Origin of the sequence: Ilumatobacter sp. (assembly GCF_965215205.1) — a bacterium.
Classification (GTDB): Bacteria; Actinomycetota; Acidimicrobiia; order Acidimicrobiales; family Ilumatobacteraceae; genus Ilumatobacter_A.
In genome coordinates this window covers 3,578,780-3,600,567 of record NZ_OZ244049.1, presented here as the reverse complement: position 1 = coordinate 3,600,567, position 21,788 = coordinate 3,578,780, and the positions used below count along the sequence as shown (strand labels likewise).

23 protein-coding genes and 1 pseudogene are annotated in these 21,788 nt (G+C 72.0%); 14 read left to right on the top strand and 10 right to left on the bottom strand.

From position 1 onward, the window contains the following. Window position 1: 1 nt before the first annotated feature. From ACOOHC_RS16805 to ACOOHC_RS16770, 8 genes are all read right to left on the bottom strand, one after another. Window positions 2–1,189 (bottom strand): hypothetical protein, encoded by a 1,188-nt coding sequence (locus tag ACOOHC_RS16805; protein WP_420451545.1) that lies wholly within the window; start codon window positions 1,187–1,189, stop codon window positions 2–4. Window positions 1,190–1,290: 101 nt separating this feature from the next. Beyond that, window positions 1,291–1,824 carry a hypothetical protein gene (locus ACOOHC_RS16800; RefSeq protein ID WP_420451544.1) on the bottom strand — a complete coding sequence of 178 codons (534 nt, stop codon included), beginning with the start codon at window positions 1,822–1,824 and terminating at the stop codon, window positions 1,291–1,293. A gap of 35 nt (window positions 1,825–1,859) precedes the next feature. Then, window positions 1,860–2,711: a DUF455 family protein gene (locus ACOOHC_RS16795; protein ID WP_420451543.1), complete on the bottom strand. Its 852-nt coding sequence runs from the start codon at window positions 2,709–2,711 to the stop codon at window positions 1,860–1,862. 30 nt (window positions 2,712–2,741) lie between these two features. Continuing rightward, window positions 2,742–3,431, bottom strand: coding sequence for a hypothetical protein (locus ACOOHC_RS16790; protein WP_420451542.1), 690 nt, complete (start codon window positions 3,429–3,431; stop codon window positions 2,742–2,744). 11 nt (window positions 3,432–3,442) lie between these two features. Then, window positions 3,443–4,381 (bottom strand): SRPBCC family protein, encoded by a 939-nt coding sequence (locus tag ACOOHC_RS16785; protein ID WP_420451541.1) that lies wholly within the window; start codon window positions 4,379–4,381, stop codon window positions 3,443–3,445. Then, window positions 4,378–5,118 (bottom strand): helix-turn-helix domain-containing protein, encoded by a 741-nt coding sequence (locus ACOOHC_RS16780; protein WP_420451540.1) that lies wholly within the window; start codon window positions 5,116–5,118, stop codon window positions 4,378–4,380. The genes ACOOHC_RS16785 and ACOOHC_RS16780 overlap by 4 nt, the downstream gene beginning before the upstream one ends. A 198-nt stretch (window positions 5,119–5,316) precedes the next feature. Beyond that, window positions 5,317–6,780, bottom strand: coding sequence for an ABC1 kinase family protein (locus ACOOHC_RS16775; RefSeq protein ID WP_420451539.1), 1,464 nt, complete (start codon window positions 6,778–6,780; stop codon window positions 5,317–5,319). Then, window positions 6,777–7,028, bottom strand: coding sequence for a hypothetical protein (locus tag ACOOHC_RS16770; RefSeq protein ID WP_420451538.1), 252 nt, complete (start codon window positions 7,026–7,028; stop codon window positions 6,777–6,779). Before ACOOHC_RS16770 ends, ACOOHC_RS16775 begins: the two co-directional genes overlap by 4 nt. Before the next feature lie 133 nt (window positions 7,029–7,161). Between ACOOHC_RS16770 and ACOOHC_RS16765 the strand changes: the two genes are divergently transcribed. From ACOOHC_RS16765 to ACOOHC_RS16750, 4 genes are all read left to right on the top strand, one after another. Then, window positions 7,162–8,172 (top strand): polyprenyl synthetase family protein, encoded by a 1,011-nt coding sequence (locus ACOOHC_RS16765; RefSeq protein ID WP_420451537.1) that lies wholly within the window; start codon window positions 7,162–7,164, stop codon window positions 8,170–8,172. Between the two features lie 85 nt (window positions 8,173–8,257). Further along, complete coding sequence (locus tag ACOOHC_RS16760) at window positions 8,258–9,085, top strand: nucleoside phosphorylase (RefSeq protein WP_420451536.1); 828 nt, start codon at window positions 8,258–8,260, stop codon at window positions 9,083–9,085. Window positions 9,086–9,157: 72 nt separating this feature from the next. Continuing rightward, window positions 9,158–10,507 (top strand): Trk system potassium transporter TrkA, encoded by a 1,350-nt coding sequence (trkA, locus tag ACOOHC_RS16755; RefSeq protein ID WP_420451535.1) that lies wholly within the window; start codon window positions 9,158–9,160, stop codon window positions 10,505–10,507. After that, a complete protein-coding gene (locus tag ACOOHC_RS16750) occupies window positions 10,504–12,108 on the top strand; it encodes a TrkH family potassium uptake protein (protein ID WP_420451534.1) in 1,605 nt (534 codons plus the stop codon). The genes trkA and ACOOHC_RS16750 overlap by 4 nt, the downstream gene beginning before the upstream one ends. A gap of 49 nt (window positions 12,109–12,157) precedes the next feature. On the opposite strand, the gene ACOOHC_RS16745 is transcribed toward ACOOHC_RS16750, so the two are convergent. After that, complete coding sequence (locus ACOOHC_RS16745; RefSeq protein ID WP_420453817.1) at window positions 12,158–13,387, bottom strand: NAD(P)/FAD-dependent oxidoreductase; 1,230 nt, start codon at window positions 13,385–13,387, stop codon at window positions 12,158–12,160. A 64-nt stretch (window positions 13,388–13,451) separates the two neighbouring features. Then, window positions 13,452–14,348 (bottom strand): hypothetical protein, encoded by an 897-nt coding sequence (locus ACOOHC_RS16740; protein WP_420451533.1) that lies wholly within the window; start codon window positions 14,346–14,348, stop codon window positions 13,452–13,454. Window positions 14,349–14,649: 301 nt separating this feature from the next. On the opposite strand from ACOOHC_RS16740, the gene ACOOHC_RS16735 reads away from it, so the two are divergent. From ACOOHC_RS16735 to ACOOHC_RS16690, 10 genes and pseudogenes are all read left to right on the top strand, one after another. Beyond that, window positions 14,650–15,126, top strand: coding sequence for a hypothetical protein (locus ACOOHC_RS16735; RefSeq protein ID WP_420451532.1), 477 nt, complete (start codon window positions 14,650–14,652; stop codon window positions 15,124–15,126). A 91-nt stretch (window positions 15,127–15,217) separates the two neighbouring features. Further along, complete coding sequence (locus ACOOHC_RS16730) at window positions 15,218–15,631, top strand: 4Fe-4S dicluster domain-containing protein (RefSeq protein WP_420451531.1); 414 nt, start codon at window positions 15,218–15,220, stop codon at window positions 15,629–15,631. Window position 15,632: 1 nt separating this feature from the next. Beyond that, the gene (gene extP / locus ACOOHC_RS16725; RefSeq protein ID WP_420451530.1) at window positions 15,633–16,418 is read left to right on the top strand and encodes a selenite/tellurite reduction operon b-type cytochrome ExtP; all 786 of its coding nucleotides are present in this window, start codon (window positions 15,633–15,635) and stop codon (window positions 16,416–16,418) included. A 46-nt stretch (window positions 16,419–16,464) separates the two neighbouring features. After that, window positions 16,465–17,244, top strand: a complete 780-nt coding sequence (locus ACOOHC_RS16720) for a menaquinol-cytochrome c reductase cytochrome b subunit (RefSeq protein WP_420451529.1) — start codon at window positions 16,465–16,467, stop codon at window positions 17,242–17,244. Window positions 17,245–17,278: 34 nt separating this feature from the next. Next, a complete protein-coding gene (locus ACOOHC_RS16715; RefSeq protein ID WP_420451528.1) occupies window positions 17,279–18,169 on the top strand; it encodes a ubiquinol-cytochrome c reductase iron-sulfur subunit in 891 nt (296 codons plus the stop codon). Next, window positions 18,169–19,245: a c-type cytochrome gene (locus tag ACOOHC_RS16710; RefSeq protein ID WP_420451527.1), complete on the top strand. Its 1,077-nt coding sequence runs from the start codon at window positions 18,169–18,171 to the stop codon at window positions 19,243–19,245. Before ACOOHC_RS16715 ends, ACOOHC_RS16710 begins: the two co-directional genes overlap by 1 nt. A gap of 4 nt (window positions 19,246–19,249) precedes the next feature. After that, window positions 19,250–20,092 carry a hypothetical protein gene (locus ACOOHC_RS16705; protein WP_420451526.1) on the top strand — a complete coding sequence of 281 codons (843 nt, stop codon included), beginning with the start codon at window positions 19,250–19,252 and terminating at the stop codon, window positions 20,090–20,092. A gap of 34 nt (window positions 20,093–20,126) precedes the next feature. Next, complete coding sequence (locus tag ACOOHC_RS16700) at window positions 20,127–20,627, top strand: NADH-quinone oxidoreductase subunit A (protein WP_420451525.1); 501 nt, start codon at window positions 20,127–20,129, stop codon at window positions 20,625–20,627. A 44-nt stretch (window positions 20,628–20,671) separates the two neighbouring features. Continuing rightward, window positions 20,672–21,199 (top strand): annotated as a pseudogene (locus ACOOHC_RS16695) (NADH-quinone oxidoreductase subunit B); the annotation flags it as partial. Between the two features lie 28 nt (window positions 21,200–21,227). After that, on the top strand, window positions 21,228–21,776 hold the full coding sequence (locus ACOOHC_RS16690) for an NADH-quinone oxidoreductase subunit C (protein WP_420451524.1): 549 nt from the start codon (window positions 21,228–21,230) through the stop codon (window positions 21,774–21,776). Window positions 21,777–21,788 lie beyond the last annotated feature (12 nt).

Genomic DNA, 21,788 nt, shown 5'->3' with positions numbered 1-21,788 from the left:
TTCAGAGGTAGTAGCCGGTGATGTCGACGACCACGTCGGCCGCTGCGGCGGCCTCGCCGCCGGCGATCACCTCGAGGCGCCGGTCGCCGCCGAGGCGGTAGATGCCGGCGTTCGACAGGTTGGCGCCGTCGGTCCAGTTGAGCGCGGACGCGCCGACCGCGTCGTCGCCGCCGGGGTTGACGGTGAGGAACCCGGTCCCGCCGGTGCGGACGGCGGCGACGTTCGCCGCCACCGCGACGGCGCCTGCGGGGACGGCGTCGCGCCGCACGACCGCGCCGGTCGTCGGGTCGAGCACCACCGCCACCGACACCGTGACCGAGTCGCCGGCTGAGAGTCGTCCTCCGGCGTCGAACCGGCTGTCGAAGGCGCGGAACGGGGTGAGCGGGTGGAGCGCCCCGGCCGTGGCGGCTCCGGCGAGGGTGCGCCACGTCCCCGGCGACCCGGCCGACACGCAGTACCAGAGGGTCCCGTCGCGATCCGCGACCACCTCGCCGCGACGGTGCGCTCCCGACCGGGCCGCGGGCGCGTCGCCGGCGTTGGCGAGCTCGAGGTTCGCGCGCTCCCCGATCGCGAGCAGCCCGGTCGCCCCGGCATCGGCGCCGTGGGCGACCACCCCGTGGCCGTCCCCGGTGGTGCGCCCGTACATCCCGTTGGGGACCGAGTCGCCGCCGTAGCCGGCGCTGGCCGCGGGGTGGTCCGTCGGGCCCGGGTCGAAGGGGAACGGGACGGCGTCGTCGACGTCGTCGACGAGGAAGATGTTCGCCGCGTACGGCCCGGCGATCCCGGGCAGGCGGGGCGCCTCGTCGTTGACGTAGGCGATCCGGGTGGAGGTCGTCCCCGAGTCGCCGGCGACGTTGACGTCGGAGCCGAGGACCAGGTTCGAACCGTCGGCGGCGGCCACGGTCCCCGAGCGCGACGCGAGGGCCGCTCCGGCGCCGACGGCGGCGGTGCCGGCGGCGAGTCGCAGGAGGTCGCGCCGCGACCCGCTCGGTCGCGCCGCGGTCCGGCCGTCGCCCGACGCACGGTGGTCGGCCGCGGCCGGTCGACGGGTGGGGGCGTGGCGGTCGCGTTCCCGGGGTGCGTCAGCCCCCGGGGTGCCGTGGCGGAACTCGGAGTGGCGAGCGAGGCGGGCCTCGATCGCGGCGAGGCGAGCGAGGGGGCCGTCGCTCGGGGGTTCGGACGTGGTCATGGCGGGTCCTCCATCGGTCACGCACGTGGGTGCGGACGCCGTTCTACCAGTGGCACGGGACGCGGCGCCGCGGAGGGTGCGACACGCGGTCGCGGGTGGGGTCAGTCGTCGCCGAGGAGGTCGGACCAACCGAGGTCGTCGGCGAGCCACACCTCGTCGAAGCGGCGGTCGACGGCGTCGGTGAACCCGAACCGGTTGCGGAAGTCGTAGCGGAACTGCTGCTCGGACGGCTCGAGGCCGGCGCGTGCGAGGCGTCCGGCGCAGTAGGTGTCCCAGGCCGCGTTCTGCGCGTTGGTCAGCTCGCGGTCGGAGGGCACGTCCGCGAAGTCGGGTCGCAGCCGGTCCCGGGCGCGCAGCAGCGCCAGCCCGGCGGAGAGCCGGGCGCGGCGCGGGCCGAAGTTGGTCAGGTCTCGGCTGTCCTCGAGGGCGCCGCTCTGGAAGCGCAGCACGACGGCCGTGTCGGGGTCGGGCGGTCCATCGAGCTCGGCGGAGCGCTTCGCGAGAGGGGTGGTCTCGTCGACGACGACGCGGATCGGGTTCGCGACGCCGAGAGCCGTCGCCACCTCGGCCACGGTGCGGGCGATCACGTCGGCGTCGTAGTCGACGAGAGAGAACTCCCGGGGCTCGACCGACACCGGTGGCCCGGCCGTGGCGGTGTCGCCGTGGGCGCTCAGACGCCCGCGGCTTCCTGGGCGAGGCGGACGGCCGCCTTGCGCTCCTCGAGCGCGTCCTGGTCCATCTGCGAGATCACGTCGACCTCGTCGTCGGTGAAGCCGGCGAGCTCACGGAAGCGGCGTGCGAGGCCGATCGAGCTCTCCTCGCTCTCGCCGCGGACCCCGCCGAAGCTGAACAGCTTGTCGACGACCTGCTGGAACTCGAGGGCGCGGGCCCGACGCTCGGGATCCTTCTCGGTCACCGCACGCAACCAGTCCGACCCCATCTTCACGTGGGTGACCTCGTCGGCGAGCATCCAGTCCTCGCAGAACTCCAGGAACGGATCGTCGGCCATCTGGCCGAACTCCTTCATCTGGGTGAACACGTCGATCGCCAGACCCTCGAGCGCCCGGTTGACCCCGGCGAGACGCAGGATCGGATCGTTCGAGCAGGCGGCCTCGAACAGGACCGTGTTCTCCTGGAACTCGCCGATCTCGGTCCCCATCCAGTCGGACAGCTTGGCGCTGATCTCGACGTGGCGGGCCTCGTCCCAGGCCTGTCGGGCCATGTCGAGCTTGAGCTCGAAGGGGACGGTGTCGCCGGTGCCGTCACCGGCGGGGAAGTCGTGGGCGGTGCGCCCGGCGCCCTCCAGCGCCTGGATCTCCCCGACCATGATGCCGTGCATCAGGCTGCGCGCCGCGTCGGACGCGTCGTGGCGCTCGGGGGTGAGGCGGCTCGACGACGAGCGGCTCCTCGACGTCGATCTGACGTCGACCGCCGAGCGCTTGTCGGCGAGGCGCGTGGCCATGTCGGTCTGCGCGAACCGCTCGTCACGAGCGAGGTCCTCGACGGGGAAGAACTGACGCATGGGTGCTCCTCGGTGGTGTCGGGGTCGATCCTACCCGCCCGTGCCGATGCTGTCCGGTCCGGAGACCCCGCCCGCCTCGACCATGATCGCCTCGAGGCGTGCCTGGTGCTCGCTCGCCCGGCGCACGTGGTCGGGGGTGGTGATCAGCGACTGCAGCAGCATCTCGCCGTCGCGCCAGTCGTCGTGCTCGTCGGCGAGGGCGAAGCGCAGGGAGCGGATCGTCGGGGCGTCGGTGATCTCGCTGGTGTTGTTCAGGTGGTACGTGTACGCGGCGATGAACCGGGGGATGAGCACGCGGTACGCCCCGACGAGCTTCTCGATCGTCAGCTCGGGGGCCTCGGGCTCGGTCATCGCCGCGACGAAGCGCTCCATCGCCTCGTTCGCCGGGACGGTCAGGCGCTCGGGCTTCATCTCGCGGAGCTCGGGGAGGCGCTCGTGCCACAGCTCGGCGTGCCACGCGTGGTGGTAGCAGTGGGTCCCGAGGCGCATCTTCACGTCGAGCTCGGGAACCGTGGCGACCCAGCCGCCGAGCGCCTCGAAGAGCTTCGTCTCCGTCCACTTGTAGTGGCCGACGCGCCGTGCCGTCTCCGCGACGTCGAACGCGCCGGGCAGCTCGCGGCGGTCCCACGGCGCGAACGGTGCCCGGACGGTCGACGCCGATCCCGCGTCGGACGCGGTCGGCCCGGTCGAGGCGGTGTCGGTCTCGGTGCTCGAGGACATGGTCGCGGATCCTAGGACCCACGCTCCGACGCGCTCCCACGGGCCTCGAGCCACTCCCGCCAGCGGGGGTCGTCGCGCTCGGAGGCGAGCGCGCCGTCGGGCCCGTAGAGGTAGGTCCAGACCGAGACCGAGATCGATCCGCCGACCTCCTCGGCCGCGACGAACGCGGTGCCGGGGGTCGGGCGGTCGACGACGAGGGCGAGGTGGTCGTGGGAGGTCGCGGCGACGACGCCGCCGAGCTCGGGGGCGTCGGCGGCGCTGGTCGCGACCCGGTCGCCCGGGCGCGGGTCCGCGGGGAGGCCGAGATCCGCGAGCAGGCGACGCCACGCCGCGTCGCGGGGCCCGGGCCAGGTGGCCATCGGCAGCGAGGCGGTGGCCGACTCGCCGGCGAAGTGCTCGAGGTGGAGGCGCAGGTTGGTGAGGAAGATCAGCCAGCCGTCGCGCATCGCGTCGTACTGGCCGTCCCAATCGGCGCCCGAGCCGAACCCGGAGTTGACCAGTCGCACGATGCAGCTCGTGCCGTCGCGCGCCTCCACCATCCACTCGAACGCGAGTCCGCCGGCCCCGTCGCCCCCGTCGAGCACGATGCGGTGCGGAGGCTCCCACACCGCCACGCGGCCGGTGCCGTCCATGCCGGGACCGAAGCTGAGCTCGACCGATCCGCCGGCGCGCTCCTCGACGGCGTGGGGGACGTACCACGACGAGATCCCGGGTCCGGTCGCGATCGCCCGCCACACCTGCTCGGGGGTGCCGGGGACCTCGACCTCCAGCTCGATCGAGCGCCCGACGCCGTCGGTGCCGTCGCTCGCGCCGGTTCCTCCGTCGCTCGCGCCGGTTCCTCCGTCGCTCGTCGTCGCGGGGTCGGCGGCGAGCGCGCTGGTGGGGTTCGCGTCGGCTCGGCCCGGCTCGTCGGTGCCGTCCGCGTCCTGGTGGGGCGTGTCGTGGTTCATGGCGTCTCCTCCGTGGGTCGGTGGGTGGGGTGGTCCGAGGGGTCGTGGGCGAGGTCGTCGTCGTCGACGGGGTCCGACGCCGGGGCGACCGTGGGCACGGCGGTGCGCTCGAGATCCCTCGTGGGCCGCGGGTGGGCGGCGACGACGAGGCGGTGCCACCGGCCGCCGGGGGCGGCCTCGTCGTGGAACTCGGCGACCAGGTCGTGGATCGTCGCGGTCAGCCGGCGCGCGAACTCCGCTCGGTCCGCGGCCGTGGCGAACCGGACGTCGGCGTCGACGGTGAGCGTGGGCAGCGGCCGACCGGCCGCGCGCGCCGACCGGGCGAGGTCGCCGACCTCGGACACGAGCCGGGCCGCGATCGCCAGGAGGTAGCGACTCGCCAGGCGTTCGTCTCGGCGGTCGTCGGGACGAACGTGGGGAGCGTTGTCCCCGGCGAGGGAGGGCGCGAGCAGCACGGCGTCGGAGGTGGCCACGACGATGCGCTCGACGAGCCCGCGCCGCGGGCGCTCCTCGACGAGGCGGACCAGGCCGTGCTCCTCGAGGGTGCGCAGGTGGTGGTTGACGCGCTGGCGCGTCTCGCCGAGCTCGGCGGCGACGGTCGACGCCGACCCCGGGGTCGCGAGCGCCGCCAGCACCCGCGACCGCAGCGGATCGAGCAGGAGCCGGGCGACGACGACGTCGTCGACGAGCGAGATGTCGCGAGCGATCTCGTCATCGGGAGCCGTGGGGGTGGCCACGTGCCCCACCGTACGTATTGACAACATGCTTTGTCAATACGTCGTGCAGGGGCCGGCGCGCGGGGTCCGAGCCCGCCCGGTCGTGCCGGGGCCGCGGCCCGCGGCGGGGCGCGACGGCGCCGGTGCGTTCGCGGAGCGGCGCCGGGCGGGTTCGCCGAACGAGGTGCCGGGTCTCGCGGGAACCAGGGGAGTCGGTCGTCAGGGCGCGGTGCGCGACGCCGCCCAGGCGGCCTCGGCGACGCCGAGCTCCGTGGCGGGCGGGCCGCCGGAGGTGTACTCCAGCAGCATCGAGCGCCAGGGACCGTGCGCCTCGAGCTTGCCGAGGATCGCGCTCACGCCCCACACCACGCGATCGAGGATCACGAAGCTGGGCGGCATGTTCAGCGACTCGATCACCCGGGCGTGGGGACCGTTGACGTCCATGATCGTCGCCAGCGTGTCGCGCATCCACTCCCGCGTGAAGGTGAACTCGTCGGTGAGGTAGGGCGTGTACGGGCTCGACACGTAGTCGTAGACGAGCTGGGGATCGAGGCCGTGGTCGGGGCGCAGGAACCCGTTGCGCTCCATCGTCGCCACCAGCAGCTCGGGATCGCGCTCGACCACGATCGCGTCCATCGACGGGGCGAGGCTCTCCCACTCGCCGGGCGACCACCGCTTGACGAGACCGAAGTCGAGGAAGGTGACGCTCCCGTCGTGGTGGAAGCGGTAGTTGCCCGGGTGCGGATCGCCGTTGAAGATGCCGTGACCCAGGATCGCGCCCTGGGAGAAGCGCCAGACGACCTCGGCGGCGCGCTGGCGCACCTCGGGGCTCGCCGAGGCGCGGAACTCGTCGAAGCCCATGCCGTCGACCCACTCGGTGGTCAGCAGTCGCCGCGTCGAGAACTCCTCGACGAGGACCGGGACCCGGGCCCACGGGTGCCCGGCGAAGCGACGCTGGAACTCGGCGACGTTGCGCGCCTCGATGCGGTAGTCGAGCTCCTCGCGCATCCGGTCGCGCAGCTCGTCGACGAGCCCGGCCGCGTCGAGGCCCTTGAGCATCATCGCGGAGAACATCGCGTACATCGTCTCGGCGGCGTCGAGGTCGCTCTCGATCGCCTCGCCGACGCCCGGGTACTGGACCTTCACCGCGACGTCGCGACCGTCGGGGGTGACGGCACGGTGCACCTGGCCGATCGACGCCGCGGCGACGGGGACGTCTGTCCAGTCGAGGAACGCCCGCTCGGGAGCGAGACCCAGCTCCTCGGTCACCACGCCGGCAGCGAGCGTCGGCGACATCGGTGCGGCGTCGGCCTGCAGCGTCGCGAGGGCGTCCTGGGCCTCGGGGGGGAGGGCCTCCATGATGAAGCTGATCATCTGCCCCGCCTTCATCAGCACCCCCTTCATCTGGCCGAGCTCGGCCGCGACGTCGGCCGCGGTGCGGATGGCGAACCGCTCGTCGAGCTCGGCGCGCCGCTCGCGCCCGCGCCCGACGCCGCGCACGCGCGAGACCGCGAAGCGCGCCGAGTTGCGCGTCGAGAGCCTCCAGATCCGAGCGGAGCGCCGGGCGCGGCTGGTCAACGGCGAGGCGTCGACACGCCGGGCCCCGACCGCCGCGGCGATCGCGGCGCCGACGACGGCCAGCGTGGCCGCCGAGGCGACCGGGCGTCGACGGCGCTCGATCACGCCTGGGCGCGTCCGCTCGTCGGGCCCGGGTCGGCGGACGTGCCCGACGTGACCGTGCCGTCGCCCGGTCGCGGGCCGGGGTCGGTCCAGTAGGTCCCGTCGTCCATGCGGGCCAGCGCGGCCTCGACCGCGGCGAGGTCCGACTCGATCTCGTCCAGGTCCACGGCGGCACCCGGCTCGGGCGCGGGCTCGGATCGATCCCCGCTCGCGGGCTCGGCCGTGGGTTCGTGCCGGCCCTCGTCGCTCACGTGGTGCACGATAGTCCGGTGGCCGATCCGGGCGCCCCGCGACGATCGCCGTGCCGGTCCCGTGGCCGTGACCGCGCGTGACCCGCGGCCGCCGCGTGGGCACCGAACGCACGACAGCACGTAGCCTGTCGAGGTGTCCTCGGAGAACGTCACGTCGAGCGTGCCGATGACGCCGCTCACGACGCTCTCGGACAGCGAGGACGATCTCGCCCGGATCGAGGAGGCGATGCACGCCTCGGTGATCACCGCCGACACCTACCTCACCGAGATCGCCTCCCACCTGATCGTCGCGGGCGGCAAGCGCCTGCGGCCGGTGCTGGCGACGGTGTCCGCCCGGATCGCCGGCTCGGCAGCGTCCGACGACGTCGTGCTCGGCGGGGTCGCCTGCGAGCTCGTGCACCTCGGATCCCTCTACCACGACGACGTGATGGACGAGGCCGACACCCGGCGCGGGGTCGAGACGGTGAACGCCAAGTGGGGCAACCTGCAGGCCATCCTCGCCGGCGACTTCCTGCTCTCGCGCGCATCGGAGATCGCCGCGTCGCTGGGCGTCGAGGTCGCCGGGCTCCTCGCGCGCACCATCGGCTGGCTGTGCGAGGGTCAGATCGAGGAGTTGCGGCACACCTACGACGTGAGCCGCTCCGAGGAGAGCTACTACGCGTCGATCCACGGCAAGACGGCGTCGCTGTACGGCACGGCGGCGCGCATCGGGGGGATCGTCGCCGGCCACGACGGGGCCACCGTCGAGGCGCTCACCGAGTTCGGCAACGCCTACGGGATGGTCTTCCAGATCGTCGACGACGTGCTCGACGCGACCGCGACCGAGGAGCAGCTCGGCAAGCCGGCGGGCCACGACATGGTCGAGGGCGTCTACACCCTGCCGGTTCTGCGCACGGTCGCCCTCGAGACACCCGCGGCCGCCGAGCTCGCCGAGCTGCTCGGCTCCCCGCTCGACGCAGCGAACCAGGCCCGGGCGCTTGCGATCGTGCGCGACGGCGACGGGGTGGAGTCGGCCCTCGCCACGGCCGGCGACTTCGCCCGGCGCGCGGTCGAGGCGTGCGACGGGTTCCCGGACTCGGCGGCCACCGACGCGCTGCGCTCGGCACCCGCCGCCCTCCTCGCCACGGTCACCAGCCCGGTCTGAGCGGTCCGGCTCCGTCGCCGCGCCGCGCGTGGCGGTCCCCGGTGTCGTGCCCCGGCGCCGCGCCTCGACGTGGCAGAGTCGAGCCATGGCCTTCCCGAACGTCGCCGGCAAGCACGACGGGGTCCCCGTCCTCACCCCGGCGGCGCTGCTCGCGCACCGCACCGACGACCTCGGCGAGACCCTCCCCGCCGGGATCCCGACGCGCGTCGTGATGACCTACCAGCCGCAGCTGCTCGACGCCGTCCGCTCGCTGGAGGAGACGACGCCGGTCCACGTCGGGGGGTTCACGCGCACGGTGCACGCCCTCGACCGGACCGCCGGCAGGGTCGGGGTCGTGGGCGGGTTCGGGATCGGCGCCCCGGCGGCCGCGGTCGTGCTCGAGGAGCTCGTGTCGCTCGGGTGCGACGCCGTCGTGAGCGTCGGTGCGGCGGGCGGCCTCGTCGAGCTCGAGATCGGCGACCTCGTCGTGTGCGAGGGAGCGGTGCGCGACGAGGGGGTGTCGCACCACTACCTGGCGGGTGACGTCGACGCGGTCCCCGACCGCGGGTTGACCGACGCGCTCGCGCAGCGGTTCGAGCGCGCCGGGCTCGTCCACTCGCGGGGTCGCACCTGGACGATCGACGCCCTGTTCCGCGAGACGGTCGACGAGGTGCGCCACCACGCCGCGAACGGCGTCGCGACGGTCGACATGGAGGCCGCCGCGCTGTTCGTCGTCGCCGCTCACCGGGGGGTCGACCTCGCCTCCGCGTTCTGCGTCAGCGACCTGCTCACGGGGGCGGTGTGGGAGGCCTCCTTCGACTCCGAGCGCCTGAAGGCGAACATGTGGAACCTCCTCGACGCGGCGATCGACGTGCTCGACGAGATCCCCGACGGCGACGGAGCCGGCGCAGCCCGGGAGCGGCCCGGGAGCTGACGATCGTCGTCGCCGCCACCGCGGCCCGAGTCGTGTGCGCGCTCCTCGTCGCGATCGGTCACACTGGCGGGCGTGCACGTGATCATCGTCGGGGCGGGGGAGGTCGGGCGCTACCTCGCGCAGCGCCTGGGAGCCGAGGGCCACGACGTGGTGATCGTCGAGCAGGACCACCTGGTGGCCGCCTCGATCGGCGAGGAGCTCGACGTCCAGGTGGTCGTCGGGAACGCCACGGCGCCGTCGGTCCTCGCGACGGCGGGGATCGACCACGCCGACGTCCTCGCCGGGGTCACCCAGAACGACGAGGTCAACTTCATCACCTCGCTGCTCGCGAAGGAGGCGGGTGTCGACCAGACCGTCGTGCGGATCCAGGCCGAGGAGCTGCGCGGCCCCGCCGGCAAGGCGCTGCGGGAGACGATGCGCGCCGATCTGATCATCGACCCCGACGCGGACACGGCGGACGAGATCATGGAGCTCGCCCGGGTGTCGGGGGCCGACGAGGTCTACCGGATGTCCGACGGCGAGCTGATCGTGATCGGGGCGCGGATCGCCGAGGGGTCGCCGCTCGCCGGGAGCACGTTGGCCGACATCGGTCGCAGCTACGAGTCCGATCGCCAGTTCCTGTTCGGGGCGCTGACCCGCGACGGCGAGACGGTGATCCCGCGCGGCGACCAGCGCCTGGCCGTGGACGACCACGTCCGCGTGCTGACCAACCGCTCCGCCCGACACGAGATCCTCGAGCTGCTCGGGGCGCGCCATCGTCGGGCGAAGCGCGCGATGGTGCTCGGCGGAGGTGCCGTCGGCTCGCGCGTCGCCGAGCGCCTGGCCGACGAGGGGACCGAGGTGGTGCTCATCGAGCGCGACCTCGACCTGGCGAAGCAGCTCAGCGAGCGCCTGGGTCTGGTCACGATCGTGCAGGGCGACATCGAGGACATCGACCTCCTCAACGAGGAGTCGATCACCCGGATGGACCTCGTGATCGCGGCGACCGGCGACGACGCCGCCAACGTGCTCGCGTGCGCCTTCGCGGCCGGCGAGCAGCGGACGTTCACCGTCGCGGTCCTGCACCGCCTCGCGCTGCTGCCCCTCGTGCGGCAGTTCGGCATCGACGCGGCGCTGAGCCCGCGGACGGCGTCGGCGAACGCCGTGCTGCGCCACGTGCGCGGCGGCACCACGTCGGTGGCGACCTTCCTCGAGAGCGACATCGAGGTCGACGAGTTCCGCATCGAGGCCGGGTCCGCGGCCGACGGGGGGCGGGTGGTCGATCTCCACCTCCCGCACTCGATGGTGCTCGGCGCGGTCATCAGCCCGGGCGAGCCCGGGCGCATCGTGAAGGGGGACACCACGCTGAACGCGGACGACAACGTGGTGTGCTTCGTGCGGCCCGACGCGATCCCGGCGCTGCGCAAGGCGTTCTCGGCGTGAGCGCGACCGACGAGTCGCAGCGCCCGATCCACGACTTCGACCCCCGCGGTCTGCTCGACCGGCGGACGTCGGCCTACGGCGCCCGTGGCGAGCGGCTCGTGCAGTCGAGCGGGATCCCGACCCTCGTCGGGCACATCGTCGGGCTCTCGCTGCTCGTCGTCGGTCTCGGGGTGGTCGTGGCCGGCCTGATCGACCTCGCGCACAGCGGTTCCGACGTGGTCGAGCTGCTCGTGGTCGGCACGATCGTGTCGGTGATCGGGCTCGTGCTGTGGAAGGCGACGGTCACGCCGAAGCGGATCCGGGTCCTCGACGTGTTCACCGCGGTGACCCTGACGTGGATCGTGATCGCGCTCGTCGGGGCCGTGCCGTACTACGTCACCGGCCACTTCGACCGCCTCGACGACGCGATCTTCGAGTCGATCTCGGGGTTCACGACGACCGGTGCGACCGTGACCCGCGACATCGAGTCCACCTCGCGCGGCCTGCTGTTCTGGCGCTCGACGACGCAGTGGATGGGGGGGATGGGCGTGATCGTGCTGGTCGTCGCCGTGCTGCCCACCGTGGGCTCGGGCGGGATGAGCCTGATGCAGGCCGAGGCGCCGGGGCCGACCGGGGAGCGGCTCACGCCGCGGGTGCGCGAGACCGCCCGCCGACTCTGGGCGGTCTACATCGGCTTCACGATCGCGCTGGCCGGCGCCTACGCGCTGGCGGGGATGGGGTTCTACGACGCCGCGAGCCACAGCTTCACCACCGTGTCCACCGGGGGGTTCTCGCCGTACCAGGCGTCGATGGGGCGCTTCGAGTCCGATGCCGTCCAGTGGGTCTCGATCGTGGGGATGTTCCTCGCCGGCGGGAGCTTCACCCTGTACTACCGGGCGCTGCGGCGCGATCCGAAGCCGTTGCTGCGCTCGACCGAGTTCCGCATCTACGCGGCGTTCGTCGCGGCGGTCACCCTGTGGTGCTACCTCACCGCGGGCAACGGTTCGGGGAGCGGGTCGGGGTTCCGCGACACCCTGTTCACCGCCGTCTCGACGATCACCACGACGGGCTACGTCACCAGCCAGTACGGGCTGTGGAGCCAGGCGGCGCAGACGCTGCTGCTGATCGTGATCCCGATCGGGGCGATGGCCGGCTCGACCGCGGGCGGCGTCAAGGTCCTGCGCGTCATGGCGGTGTCCAGCTTCGCCCACCGCGAGGCGCTCGGCCACCTGCACCCGAACCTCGTGCGGCCGGTGCGCGTCGGCAACGGCATCCTCCCCGACGACATCGCCGACAAGGTGGTCGGCTTCCTGCTCCTCGCGCTGCTGATCTTCGGCGGCGGGTCGTTCGCGATCGCGGCGACCGGTCCGGACATGATCACCGCGTTCTCCGCGTCGGCGACCTCGTTCGGCAACGTCGGCCCGGGGCTCGGGGGGTTGGACCACACGGGCGACTTCCTCGCCATCCCGCGGCTCGGGCGGGCGGTGGCGATGGTGCAGATGCTGCTCGGCCGCCTCGAGATCTACCCCGTCATCCTCGCGATGTCGGTGTTCACGCTGCGGCTCCCGCGCCCGGGACGGCGGATGCGGCTCCCGGGCGCGCTCGGGTCGAGCCGCTCCTGACGGCGAGGCCGGCGGCGTGCGTCCCCGGCGGCTCGCCGGCGTCGCGACGTCACCAGCTCGGGGCGAAGCGCGACGCGAAGCGGGCGAGGGCGTAGGCGCGCTCGGCGCCGCCGCGCTCGTGGGGACGCAACTCGTCGGTCGCGATGCGCAGCGCGGCACCCATCGCGGCGTCGGAGCGGATCGCGCCGGCCAGCGCGATGCGCAGCAGCCACGGGCGGCCGAGGAAGCGCGCCGTCAGCCTCCCGACCTTGTGGTACTGCCCGATCCGCCGCTCGAGGCTCGCCGGGTAGCGCTGCAGGGTGGTCGAGTTGCCGACCGTCAGCGCCTCGTCGATGACGGCGGCGGCCATCCGCCCCGTGGCGAGCGCGGCCTGGATCCCGTGGGCGTTGAACGGGTTCGCGAGACCTGCGGCATCGCCGGTGACGAGGAACGTGGGCCCCATGGTCGGCGAGACGGACCCGCCGAGCGGGGTGCGCCGCCGGACCGGCTCGACGAGGCGCTCGTCGGGGTCGAAGCGCCACCGCTCGGCGGTCGCGGCGCAGTACGAGTCGAGCAGCTTGACGATGTTCACCCCGAGCACGTCGCGGTAGCTCGACAGCGCCGTCACCCCCACCGAGAGCGTGCCGTCCCCGACGGGGTGGACCCACGCGTGGCCGGTGACCGGGTTCCCCGCCGGGTCGGGGATGCCCAGGCTCGTCTCGAACCACGACTCGGCGGTGAGGTCGCTGCGCACGTGCGTGGCGGCCGAGATGGCGTACGGCCAGCGTCGGTCTCGGTTCGTTCCCAGGCCACGCCCGAACCGGCTGTTGGCTCCGTCGGCGACGACGAGGAAGCGGCACCCGATCTCGCTGGTCGAGCCGTCGTCGGACACGACCGCCGCGCCGCGGACGAAGCCGCGCTCGACGATCGGGGTCGTCGCCGTCTGGCCCAGGCGCACGTCGACTCCCGCCTCGACCGCCCGTTCGCGCAGCCGCCGGTCGAGCTCCGATCGCCGCCACACGACCCCGACCGGTTCACCGTCGGGGCCCCGCGGCCAGCGGATCGCCACGGACCGGTCGCCCGATCGCATCCGCGTGCCGAGCACCGGGTGCGCGTCGGAGCCGGGTGCCGTCGGGTCGACGCCGACCTCGGCGAGCTCGCGCACGGCGCCGGGAGCGAGCAGGGCGCCGCGCGCCGACGAGGCGGGGGTGCGGCGGCGCTCGAGCAGGACGACCTGGTGGCCGGCCGAGGCGAGTCGCACCGCGGTGGCGCAGCCGGCCGGACCGCCGCCCACGACCAGGACGTCGGTCGTCGCGGAGCCGCCGGGACGCGTGGACGGGATGGTGGAGGGGGAGGCGTCGGGTTCAGGAGCCAGAGCCGGCCGAACCCTCGATCGGCTCCGGACCGACGGGCTCCACCGTCACCTCGTCGCCGTCCGCGTTCTCGACGGTGACGGGCTCGTCGGACACGAGGGTGAACTCGCCGGACTCGACCAGCTCGAAGATCGGCGATTCCTCCGAGCACCACAGCTCGAACTCCTCGGCCCACTCCTCGTCGTCGGGATCGGCGCCGCCGAGCGAGTAGCGCTCGTGGCAGATGACGCCCAGGATCTCCTCGTCGGCCAGGTCGCCGCCCGCCTCCGAACCCTGCTGGGGCATGACGCCGAACGACCCGGCCTCGTGGGCTCCCCCCGGCCGGTCCGGGTCGCCGTAGACGGACACGCCCGCGAGGTTGTACCCCTGCGTGCCCCAGTAGGTGAAGCGGAGCTGGTCCTGGATGACCGGGAACGTGTCGAGCACCTCACCGCCGGAGAACTGCCGTCCGACGCCGCCGCCGCCGTTCGCGCCGTGGCAGCTGGCGCACGACCCGTAGACCTCGGCGCCCACGCCGAGCGGTCCCTCGACGACCTCGGGGGCCTCGGTGACCGCACGGACGTACATGAAGCCCCACACCGGCATCAGCCCCAGGGTGGCCATCGCCCACCACGGCACCTTGCGTCGCGACTTGGCGGCGCTGACGTAGATCGGGTCGGGCTTCGGGGGCTTCGGCGCCTCCGGCTGCGGAGCGGCCGCGCGCGTCGGCGGCCCGCTCGGGCCGGTCTCGGCCGGGGTCGCCGAGCCTCCCCCCGAGGTGGTCGCCGGAGCGTCCGACGACGCCTCCGTCGTGGTGGGGGCGTCGTCGGATCCGCCGTCGCCTCCCTTGCCGATCGCGGATCGACGCTCGCGCGACCGCTTCAGCAGGTGCTCGGGGATCTCAGTCACGGGCCCGAGGATAGGTGCACGACAGCGACCTGGGAAACTCCCCGCGCACATTGTGAACGAGTGATGGAGCGCCGTCGACGGCCGCCCCGGCCGACGCCGCACCGACGGGCCGCGCGTCACGCGTGAACTTGCGCACAACCTGGCGCGGCTTCCGCGACCGTCTGCCAGACTTCTCCACACCCCCCGGCCCGGTTAGGATCGGTGGGACCACGGGTCGGCCGCCACGGCGTGCCGTCCGAACCCGTGGCATCCGACAGATGAACCGACGCAGACCGAATCGACGAGGAGTGACCCCGCACCGATGATCGCCATCGACATCCTGGAGTGGCCAGGCTTCAACCAGGCGTTCATCGTGTCGTTCCTCGCGTCGGTGGCGATGGTCGTGGGCATCGTGCTGTACGGCAAGCGCCGTCCCCGGGGACGTCCGGCGTCGTGGGGCGAGGCGATGCTCGGCGCGACCTACGTCTTCGGGATGCTGTTCCTGACCTACGGCATCCTCCCGCACCAGTTCATCGACCACGCCGACAAGAACCTCGGCTGGTCACGCGACATGCTCATCGCCGGCCCGGGCGGGATCCTCAGGTCCGAGGCCCAGGGCGGGTGGCTCCCTCTCACCCTCCAGTACGAGGCGGTGCGCGACACCCTCGTGGTCCTGCTCCACGCCGTGTTCTTCGGTCTGCACATGTGGGTCGCCGTGTGGTGGCAGAAGCGTGGCGAGACCAAGCAGGCCGAGCTCCCGACCTCCACCTACGGCCGACCCCTCGTGAAGAAGGCGTGAGCGCGATGACGACCCGTCCGACGATGCGAGCGAGCGAGCGCCGACGTGCGCACCGCCCGCGCACGGCCCGCGTGGCCGGGGAGCGCTGATCATGGCGAAGACCGACGCGAACCCCCCGATGATGCCGTACACCGACGAGTACACCCTCGTCGAGGTCGACGCTGACTACCTGACCAAGGCGGTCAAGCCGAAGCAGTTCATCCACATCGACCAGTCCGAGTGCATCAGCTGCGAGGGCTGCGTCGACATCTGCCCGTGGAAGTGCATCCACATGATCAGCCTCGACTCCGTCGACGAGGCGATCGGCACGGAGAAGCCGGGTCTCGACCCGTCCGACGCCTTCATGTTCACGATCGACGACGACATCTGCACACGGTGCGCCCTGTGCGTCGACCGGTGCCCGACCGGGGTCATCATCCTCGGCAAGGCCGGCCAGGCCACCGCCGTCGGCGACCACCACACCCGCACCAACAACCACGGCTACAGCTACGGCATGAGGCTCTGACATGGCGAAGATCATCGACGACAAACCACGCCCCACGATCAAGGACCGGGTGAACGACACGGTCGACGCGGTCCAGGGGAGCCAGGCGTGGGGGTCGATCTTCCGTCCGGGCTCGATCTTCCGCAAGGGCTACACCGACAGCCCGCGCAACCGCAGCTACGTGGTCATGAACTCGGTGCTGTACCACCTGCACCCGGTGAAGGTGAAGCGGCACGCGGTCAAGGTCAGCTACACCCTCTGCCTCGGCGGGCTGAGCTTCTTCCTGTTCATCCTGCTGACCGTGACGGGCATCTTCCTGATGTTCTTCTACCGTCCCGAGGTCACCGCGGCCTGGAACGACATCAACAACCTCCAGACCTCGGTCACCTTCGGTCTGCTGGTGCGCAACATGCACCGATGGGGTGCCCACCTCATGGTGCTGGCCGTCTTCTTGCACATGGCCCGGGTCTTCTACCACGGGGCGTACAAGCCGCCGCGCGAGTTCAACTGGGTGATCGGCGTGATCCTGCTGATGCTCACCCTGCTGCTGTCGTTCACCGGGTACCTGCTCCCGTGGGACCAGTTGGCGCTGTGGGCGGTGACCGTGGGCACGAACATGATGGGCTACACCCCGGTGTTCGGCCAGGAGGTCCGCTTCGTCCTGCTCGGCGGTGCCGAGATCGGCGCCGAGACGCTGCTGAGGTGGTACGTCCTGCACGTGCTGTTCCTGCCCTTCGTGATCGTCATCTTCATGGCGATCCACTTCTGGAGGGTCCGCAAGGACGGCGGGATCTCGGGGCCGCTGTGATCCGGATCGACGATCGGCGACGAACGATGAGCGGAGGCTCGGCACGATGACAGAGATCCCGGAGCACCTGCTCAAGCGGGCCGCAGCAGCCCGCGACAAGTCGAAGCCCGAGCCGGCCCAGGCCGGTGGCGGGTCAGCTGCCGCATCTTCGAGCGGCGATTCCCGCATCCCCGCCCACCTCCTCGAGCGGACCAAGGCGGCCAAGGAGAAGTCGGCCGGCACGGCCACCGCCGAGGACGGCGGCGGCTCGGTCGCCGTCGCCGAGAAGGTCGGATCCGTCGTCGCCGCCGGTCCGGCCGGTGCGGGCGTCCCGATCGGTGCGGGCCCCGGCGGTCACACGCAGCGGTTGCTGACGGTCGTCAAGTCCGGCACGATCCAGGACGTCAAGGCGACCCCGGTCGACAAGGTCCACACCTGGCCGCACCTGCTCGCCGCCGAGTTCGTGGCCGCCCTGGCGTGCACCGCGCTCACCTTCGTGTTCTCGATCTTCGTGCACGCGCCCCTGCTGCAGCTCGCGAACACCAACCAGACGCCGAACCCCTCCAAGGCGCCGTGGTACTTCCTCGGCCTGCAGGAGATGCTGACGATGTTCCACCCGATGGTGGCGGGGGTGACCCTCCCCGGCGTCGGCATGATCGCCCTGATCCTCACCCCGTACCTCGATCGCAACCCGTCCAACAAGCCCGAGGACCGCAAGTTCGCGACCTCGCTCCAGACCGTCCACCTGATGTTCTGGGCCGTCCTCGTGATCATCGGATCGTTCTTCCGAGGTCCGGGCTTCGCATTCGTCCTCCCCTGGGTCGAGGGCCTCTTCTTCGAGCTCTGAGCCTCGAAGGACCATCTGAAACGGAGACCACGTCATGAGCACCGCAGCAGCAATCGCCATCGTCATCGGGGCGGTCGTCGTCCTCGCGGCGATCAGCTTCCTCACACTCGCACGACGCAGCGACGTGCGCGGAGCGGGTGCGCTGTCGGGTGAGACCGTCGATCGCGACCAGCGCAACCGAGCGGAGTCGCGCGCCTTCGAGGCCGAAGCCACCCGCACCCGGACCCGCACCGCCGAGGTCGCCGAGGCCGAGGGCACGGCGTCGCGCGGCCAGGGCACGGCGCTCGCGAAGGTCGACGACGAGCCGGCGCTCGTGCCGTGGACCCCGCCGGACCCCGAGGCGCTCGGCGTCACCCGTCGCCAGTTCTTCAACCGCGCCACGGTCACCCTGATGAGCGCGGGTCTCGGAGCGTTCGCCGCGGCTGCGTTCGTCGGGTTCCTGTGGCCGAGCGGGACGGGCGGCTTCGGCGGCATGGTCCCCGTCGGCAAGCTCAGCGTCATCAAGGACGGCATCGACCAGGGCGGCGGCTTCTTCTACGCCCCCGAGGCCCGCTCGTGGATCACGGAGTACCCCTCCGACGCGCTGCCGCTCGCACGCACCGTCTACCCCGACAACCTGCTCTCCACGATGGAGGAGGGGATCGTCGTGCTCAGCCAGAAGTGCCCGCACCTGGGCTGCCGCGTCCCCGAGTGCAGCACCAGCCAGTGGTTCGAGTGCCAGTGCCACGGCTCGCAGTACAACCGGGTCGGCGAGAAGAAGGCCGGCCCGGCGCCGCGCGGCATGGACCGCTTCCCGGCGACGATCTCGCCCAGCGGTGACGTCACGATCAACACCGGCATCGTCGTGCCGGGTCCCGCGATCGGTGTGAACACCACCGGCCAGGAGGCCGAGGGGCCGCACTGCACGGGTGGTGGGGAGCACTGATGGTCGCTCTCGCAACGACGGCCATCGCCGGCTTCGCGTTCGCGATCATCGTCGTCGGGTTCATCGTCTACGCGGCGTTCAACATCCGCGCCGGGCGGGCCGAGATCGGCTCCGAGATCGAGCTCGCGGCGAACCGCAAGAAGTACTACGACGACGAGACGATGGAGGGCTCCCGCCTCGAGCGGATGCAGCTCCTCGGGGTGCTGCTCCTCATCGTCTCGGTGATCGGCCTGCCCTTCTACTGGATCCTCGAGCCCGGCCGCCAAGCCGGCGCCCAGGAGGGGTGGGACCGCCGCTTCGCGTCGTGGGGCTCGCAGCTCTTCGAGCCCACGGCCGACGGCGGGTTCAACTGCGCCGGCTGCCACGGCGGCATGAACGCCGTCGGCGGGGAGGCCCCGTTCACCGTGACCGACCCGGTCAGCGGAGAGGTGCAGGCCGTCAACTGGAAGGCGCCGGCGCTGAACACGGTCTTCTACCGCTTCGACGAGGCCGAGGTCACCTTCATCCTCAACTACGGCAGACCGTTCTCCCCGATGTCGCCGTGGGGCACCATCGGCGGCGGCCCGATGACCACCCAGCAGATCGAGACGCTCATCGAGTACATGAAGAGCATCCAGATCCCGCGCGAGGAGTGCGGCGAGGGCGAGCTGGGTGGCGACGAGTACTTCGACGTCCAGCTGTGCGAGAGCGGGGTCCTGCCCGCCGACGAGATGGAGGCGATCGAGACGGCCGCCCGATCGGCGATGGAGGCCGAGGGGATCTCCTACGGCCAGGCGCTGTACGAGCTCGAGCTGGGCAGCGGCGCCTACAGCTGCGCTCGGTGCCACACCCTCGGGTGGAGCTACGACCAGCCCGGTGTCCAGGGACAGGGCGCCTACGGCTGGAACCTGACGGGTGGCGCGACGAACAGCCACTTCGAGAGCGAGGACCAGATGGTCGACTTCATCAAGGGCGGATCGGAGTTCGGCAAGCTCTACGGGCTGAACGGCCAGGGGAGCGGCAGGATGCCGGCCTTCGGCGCCCTGCTCACCGACGAGCAGATCCGCGCCGTCGTCGAGTACGTGCGGAGCCTGTGATCCGATGAGCGTGCTGGCGATCGGCTGGGAGCCCGAGCTCCGTGGCCTGCTGACCGTGGTGATCGCGGTCGTGATCCTCATGGGATCGGTGTACATGATCATGGCGACGAACATGGGGGCGCGCCTCGCCTTCCTCGTCGCGCTGGCCGGCCTGGCCGGCTGGATGATGCTGATGGGCGTGGTCTGGTGGATCTACGGGATCGGGCTCGTGGGCGCGTCGCCGACCTGGCAGCCCGTGGCCGGTTCGGCCGTCCTGCAGGACACCGCGGCGCTGCGCAGCGGCGGCGTGCTCGACGTCCTCCCGCCGATCCCCGAGGACGCGAACCCGACCGAGGAGGCCTCGATCGTCGGGGCCGAGCTGATGGAGGAGGGCTACGTCGTGCTCGACCCGGCGTCCCCGGCGTCCGGTCAGGCCCAGGCCGAGGCGAGCGTGCTGCTCGAGGAGGCCGGTGCGTTCGAGGCCGGCCAGTACGCGATCACCAACATCTACGACATCGGCGGCGACCGCTACCCGATGATCGAGGCCGGCAAGGTGCCCGGCCTGACGAACGAGTCGCTCGACTTCCTCGCGTTCTTCCACGAGCCGCACTACGTGCTCGCCGAGGCCGCGCCGTTCCAGCAGGTGCGCACCGAGGCGGGCCGCGCCCCGGTGACCCCCCAGATCGACGAGACCCGCCAGCGGCAGTACGTGTACATGGTCCGCGACCTCGGGACCCGGCGCCAGCCGGCGGTCGTGCTGACCCTCGGAGGCGGCGCCATCTTCCTCGCCCTGTGCTGGCTGCTGCACCGCCGCGAGCGCCACCTGCAGCACAACCTCGACGAGAACATGGCGGTCACCCCGGCATGACCGTTCGCGGCGCCGCCACGGGTGCGGAGGCCCGATGAGCCAGTACCTCCCGATCGTCGTGCTGATGCTGCTGGGCATCGTGTTCGGCGTGCTCAGCCTGCTCGCGTCGCGCCTGCTCGGCCCACGTCGCCCGTCGGCGGCCAAGGAGGCCCCGTACGAGTGCGGCATCGTGCCGACGCGCGAACCCCCGGAGCGGTTCCCGGTCAGCTTCTACATCGTGGCGATGCTGTTCATCATGTTCGACATCGAGATCATCTTCATCTACCCGTACGCCGTCTCGCGTGGGGCGCTGGGGGCCTACGCCTTCTGGGCCGTGCTCCTGTTCTCCGTCGTGTTCTTCCTGACGTTCGTCTACGAGGTGGCCCGTGGCGGACTCGACTGGGGCCCGGTGCAGCGGTACCGGAGCCTGGAGCGCGAAGCGGCGATGGTGTCGCCGGAGCGGTCCGCGACGTCGACCATCCGGCGCGTCGGCGGCGAGGGCCGAGTCATCGAGACCCAGCGGGCGAACGAACCGATCGAACCGAACGCAGCCTGAGGAGAACCGACATGGGCATCGTCAACGATGTGCTCGACGACGGGATGGGCGGGCTGTCGCACAACGTCATCACCGGCAAGCTGGAGGACCTGGTCAACTGGTCGCGCGCGCGATCCTCGTGGCCCGCCTCGTTCGGCCTGGCCTGCTGCGCGATCGAGATGATGGCGGCCGGGGGCGCGCACTACGACATCTCCCGCTTCGGGATGGAGGTGTTCCGCGCGAGTCCACGTCAGGCCGACATCATGATCGTCGCCGGTCGGGTCAGCCAGAAGATGGCCCCGGTGCTCCGCCAGGTCTACGACCAGATGATGGAGCCGAAGTGGGTCATCTCGATGGGGGTGTGCGCCAGCTCCGGCGGGATGTTCAACAACTACGCGATCGTCCAGGGCGTCGACCAGGTGGTCCCGGTCGACGTGTACGCCCCCGGGTGCCCTCCGACCCCCGAGACGCTGATCCACGCGATCGAGCAGCTCCACGGTCTGATCGAGAACGAGCAGATCCTCAAGCGCCGGGCCGAGACCGGTGCGGGAGCGAACCTCCACGTCGAGCACATCGAGCCCGGCGCGACCCCGGTGCTGATGGGCACGAGGAACTGACGCCGTGGCCGACGAGACGACCGGGGACGAGGCGACCGACGACGAGACGGGCGACGTCGATGCGAGCGGGGACGACGACACCACCCCGATGATCCACGGGTGCCCCGTCACCGACTCCCACGGCGACGAGGTGGTGCACCCGACGCGCGAGCAGTACCTCGACGTCGCCAAGGCGCTCGCCGACGAGGGCTACACGATGGTCACGGACCTGTGCGGCATCGACTACCTCGAGCACCCGGACCGACCCCTCCCCGAGGGCATCGTGCCCGAGCGCTTCGAGGTCGTCGTCCAGATGCTCGACATCGGGAACCGCCGCCGCGTGCGGCTGCGCGTCCAGGTCCCCGAGGGCGACCCGGTCGTCGAGTCGCTGTTCGACCTGCACCCCGGGACCGAGGCCCACGAGCGCGAGACCTACGACATGTTCGGGATCGCCTTCGAGGGCCATCCCGACCTGACCCGCATCCTGATGCCCGAGGACTGGGAGGGGCACCCCCTGCGGAAGGACTTCGAGATCGGCCGGATCCCGGTCCAGTTCAAGGAAGCGCACACGTGAGCGGGGGCCGCC

What these genes read in the sequence shown, in the direction of transcription:
- ACOOHC_RS16805 (WP_420451545.1), bottom strand. Translation starts at nt 1,189, where the DNA reads ATGACCACGTCCGAACCCCCGAGCGACGGCCCCCTCGCTCGCCTCGCC.
- ACOOHC_RS16795 (WP_420451543.1), bottom strand. Translation starts at nt 2,711, where the DNA reads ATGCGTCAGTTCTTCCCCGTCGAGGACCTCGCTCGTGACGAGCGGTTC.
- ACOOHC_RS16790 (WP_420451542.1), bottom strand. Translation starts at nt 3,431, where the DNA reads ATGTCCTCGAGCACCGAGACCGACACCGCCTCGACCGGGCCGACCGCG.
- ACOOHC_RS16785 (WP_420451541.1), bottom strand. Translation starts at nt 4,381, where the DNA reads ATGAACCACGACACGCCCCACCAGGACGCGGACGGCACCGACGAGCCG.
- ACOOHC_RS16760 (WP_420451536.1), top strand. Translation starts at nt 8,258, where the DNA reads ATGGCCTTCCCGAACGTCGCCGGCAAGCACGACGGGGTCCCCGTCCTC.
- ACOOHC_RS16735 (WP_420451532.1), top strand. Translation starts at nt 14,650, where the DNA reads ATGATCGCCATCGACATCCTGGAGTGGCCAGGCTTCAACCAGGCGTTC.
- ACOOHC_RS16730 (WP_420451531.1), top strand. Translation starts at nt 15,218, where the DNA reads ATGGCGAAGACCGACGCGAACCCCCCGATGATGCCGTACACCGACGAG.
- extP (WP_420451530.1), top strand. Translation starts at nt 15,633, where the DNA reads ATGGCGAAGATCATCGACGACAAACCACGCCCCACGATCAAGGACCGG.
- ACOOHC_RS16720 (WP_420451529.1), top strand. Translation starts at nt 16,465, where the DNA reads ATGACAGAGATCCCGGAGCACCTGCTCAAGCGGGCCGCAGCAGCCCGC.
- ACOOHC_RS16715 (WP_420451528.1), top strand. Translation starts at nt 17,279, where the DNA reads ATGAGCACCGCAGCAGCAATCGCCATCGTCATCGGGGCGGTCGTCGTC.
- ACOOHC_RS16710 (WP_420451527.1), top strand. Translation starts at nt 18,169, where the DNA reads ATGGTCGCTCTCGCAACGACGGCCATCGCCGGCTTCGCGTTCGCGATC.
- ACOOHC_RS16705 (WP_420451526.1), top strand. Translation starts at nt 19,250, where the DNA reads ATGAGCGTGCTGGCGATCGGCTGGGAGCCCGAGCTCCGTGGCCTGCTG.
- ACOOHC_RS16700 (WP_420451525.1), top strand. Translation starts at nt 20,127, where the DNA reads ATGAGCCAGTACCTCCCGATCGTCGTGCTGATGCTGCTGGGCATCGTG.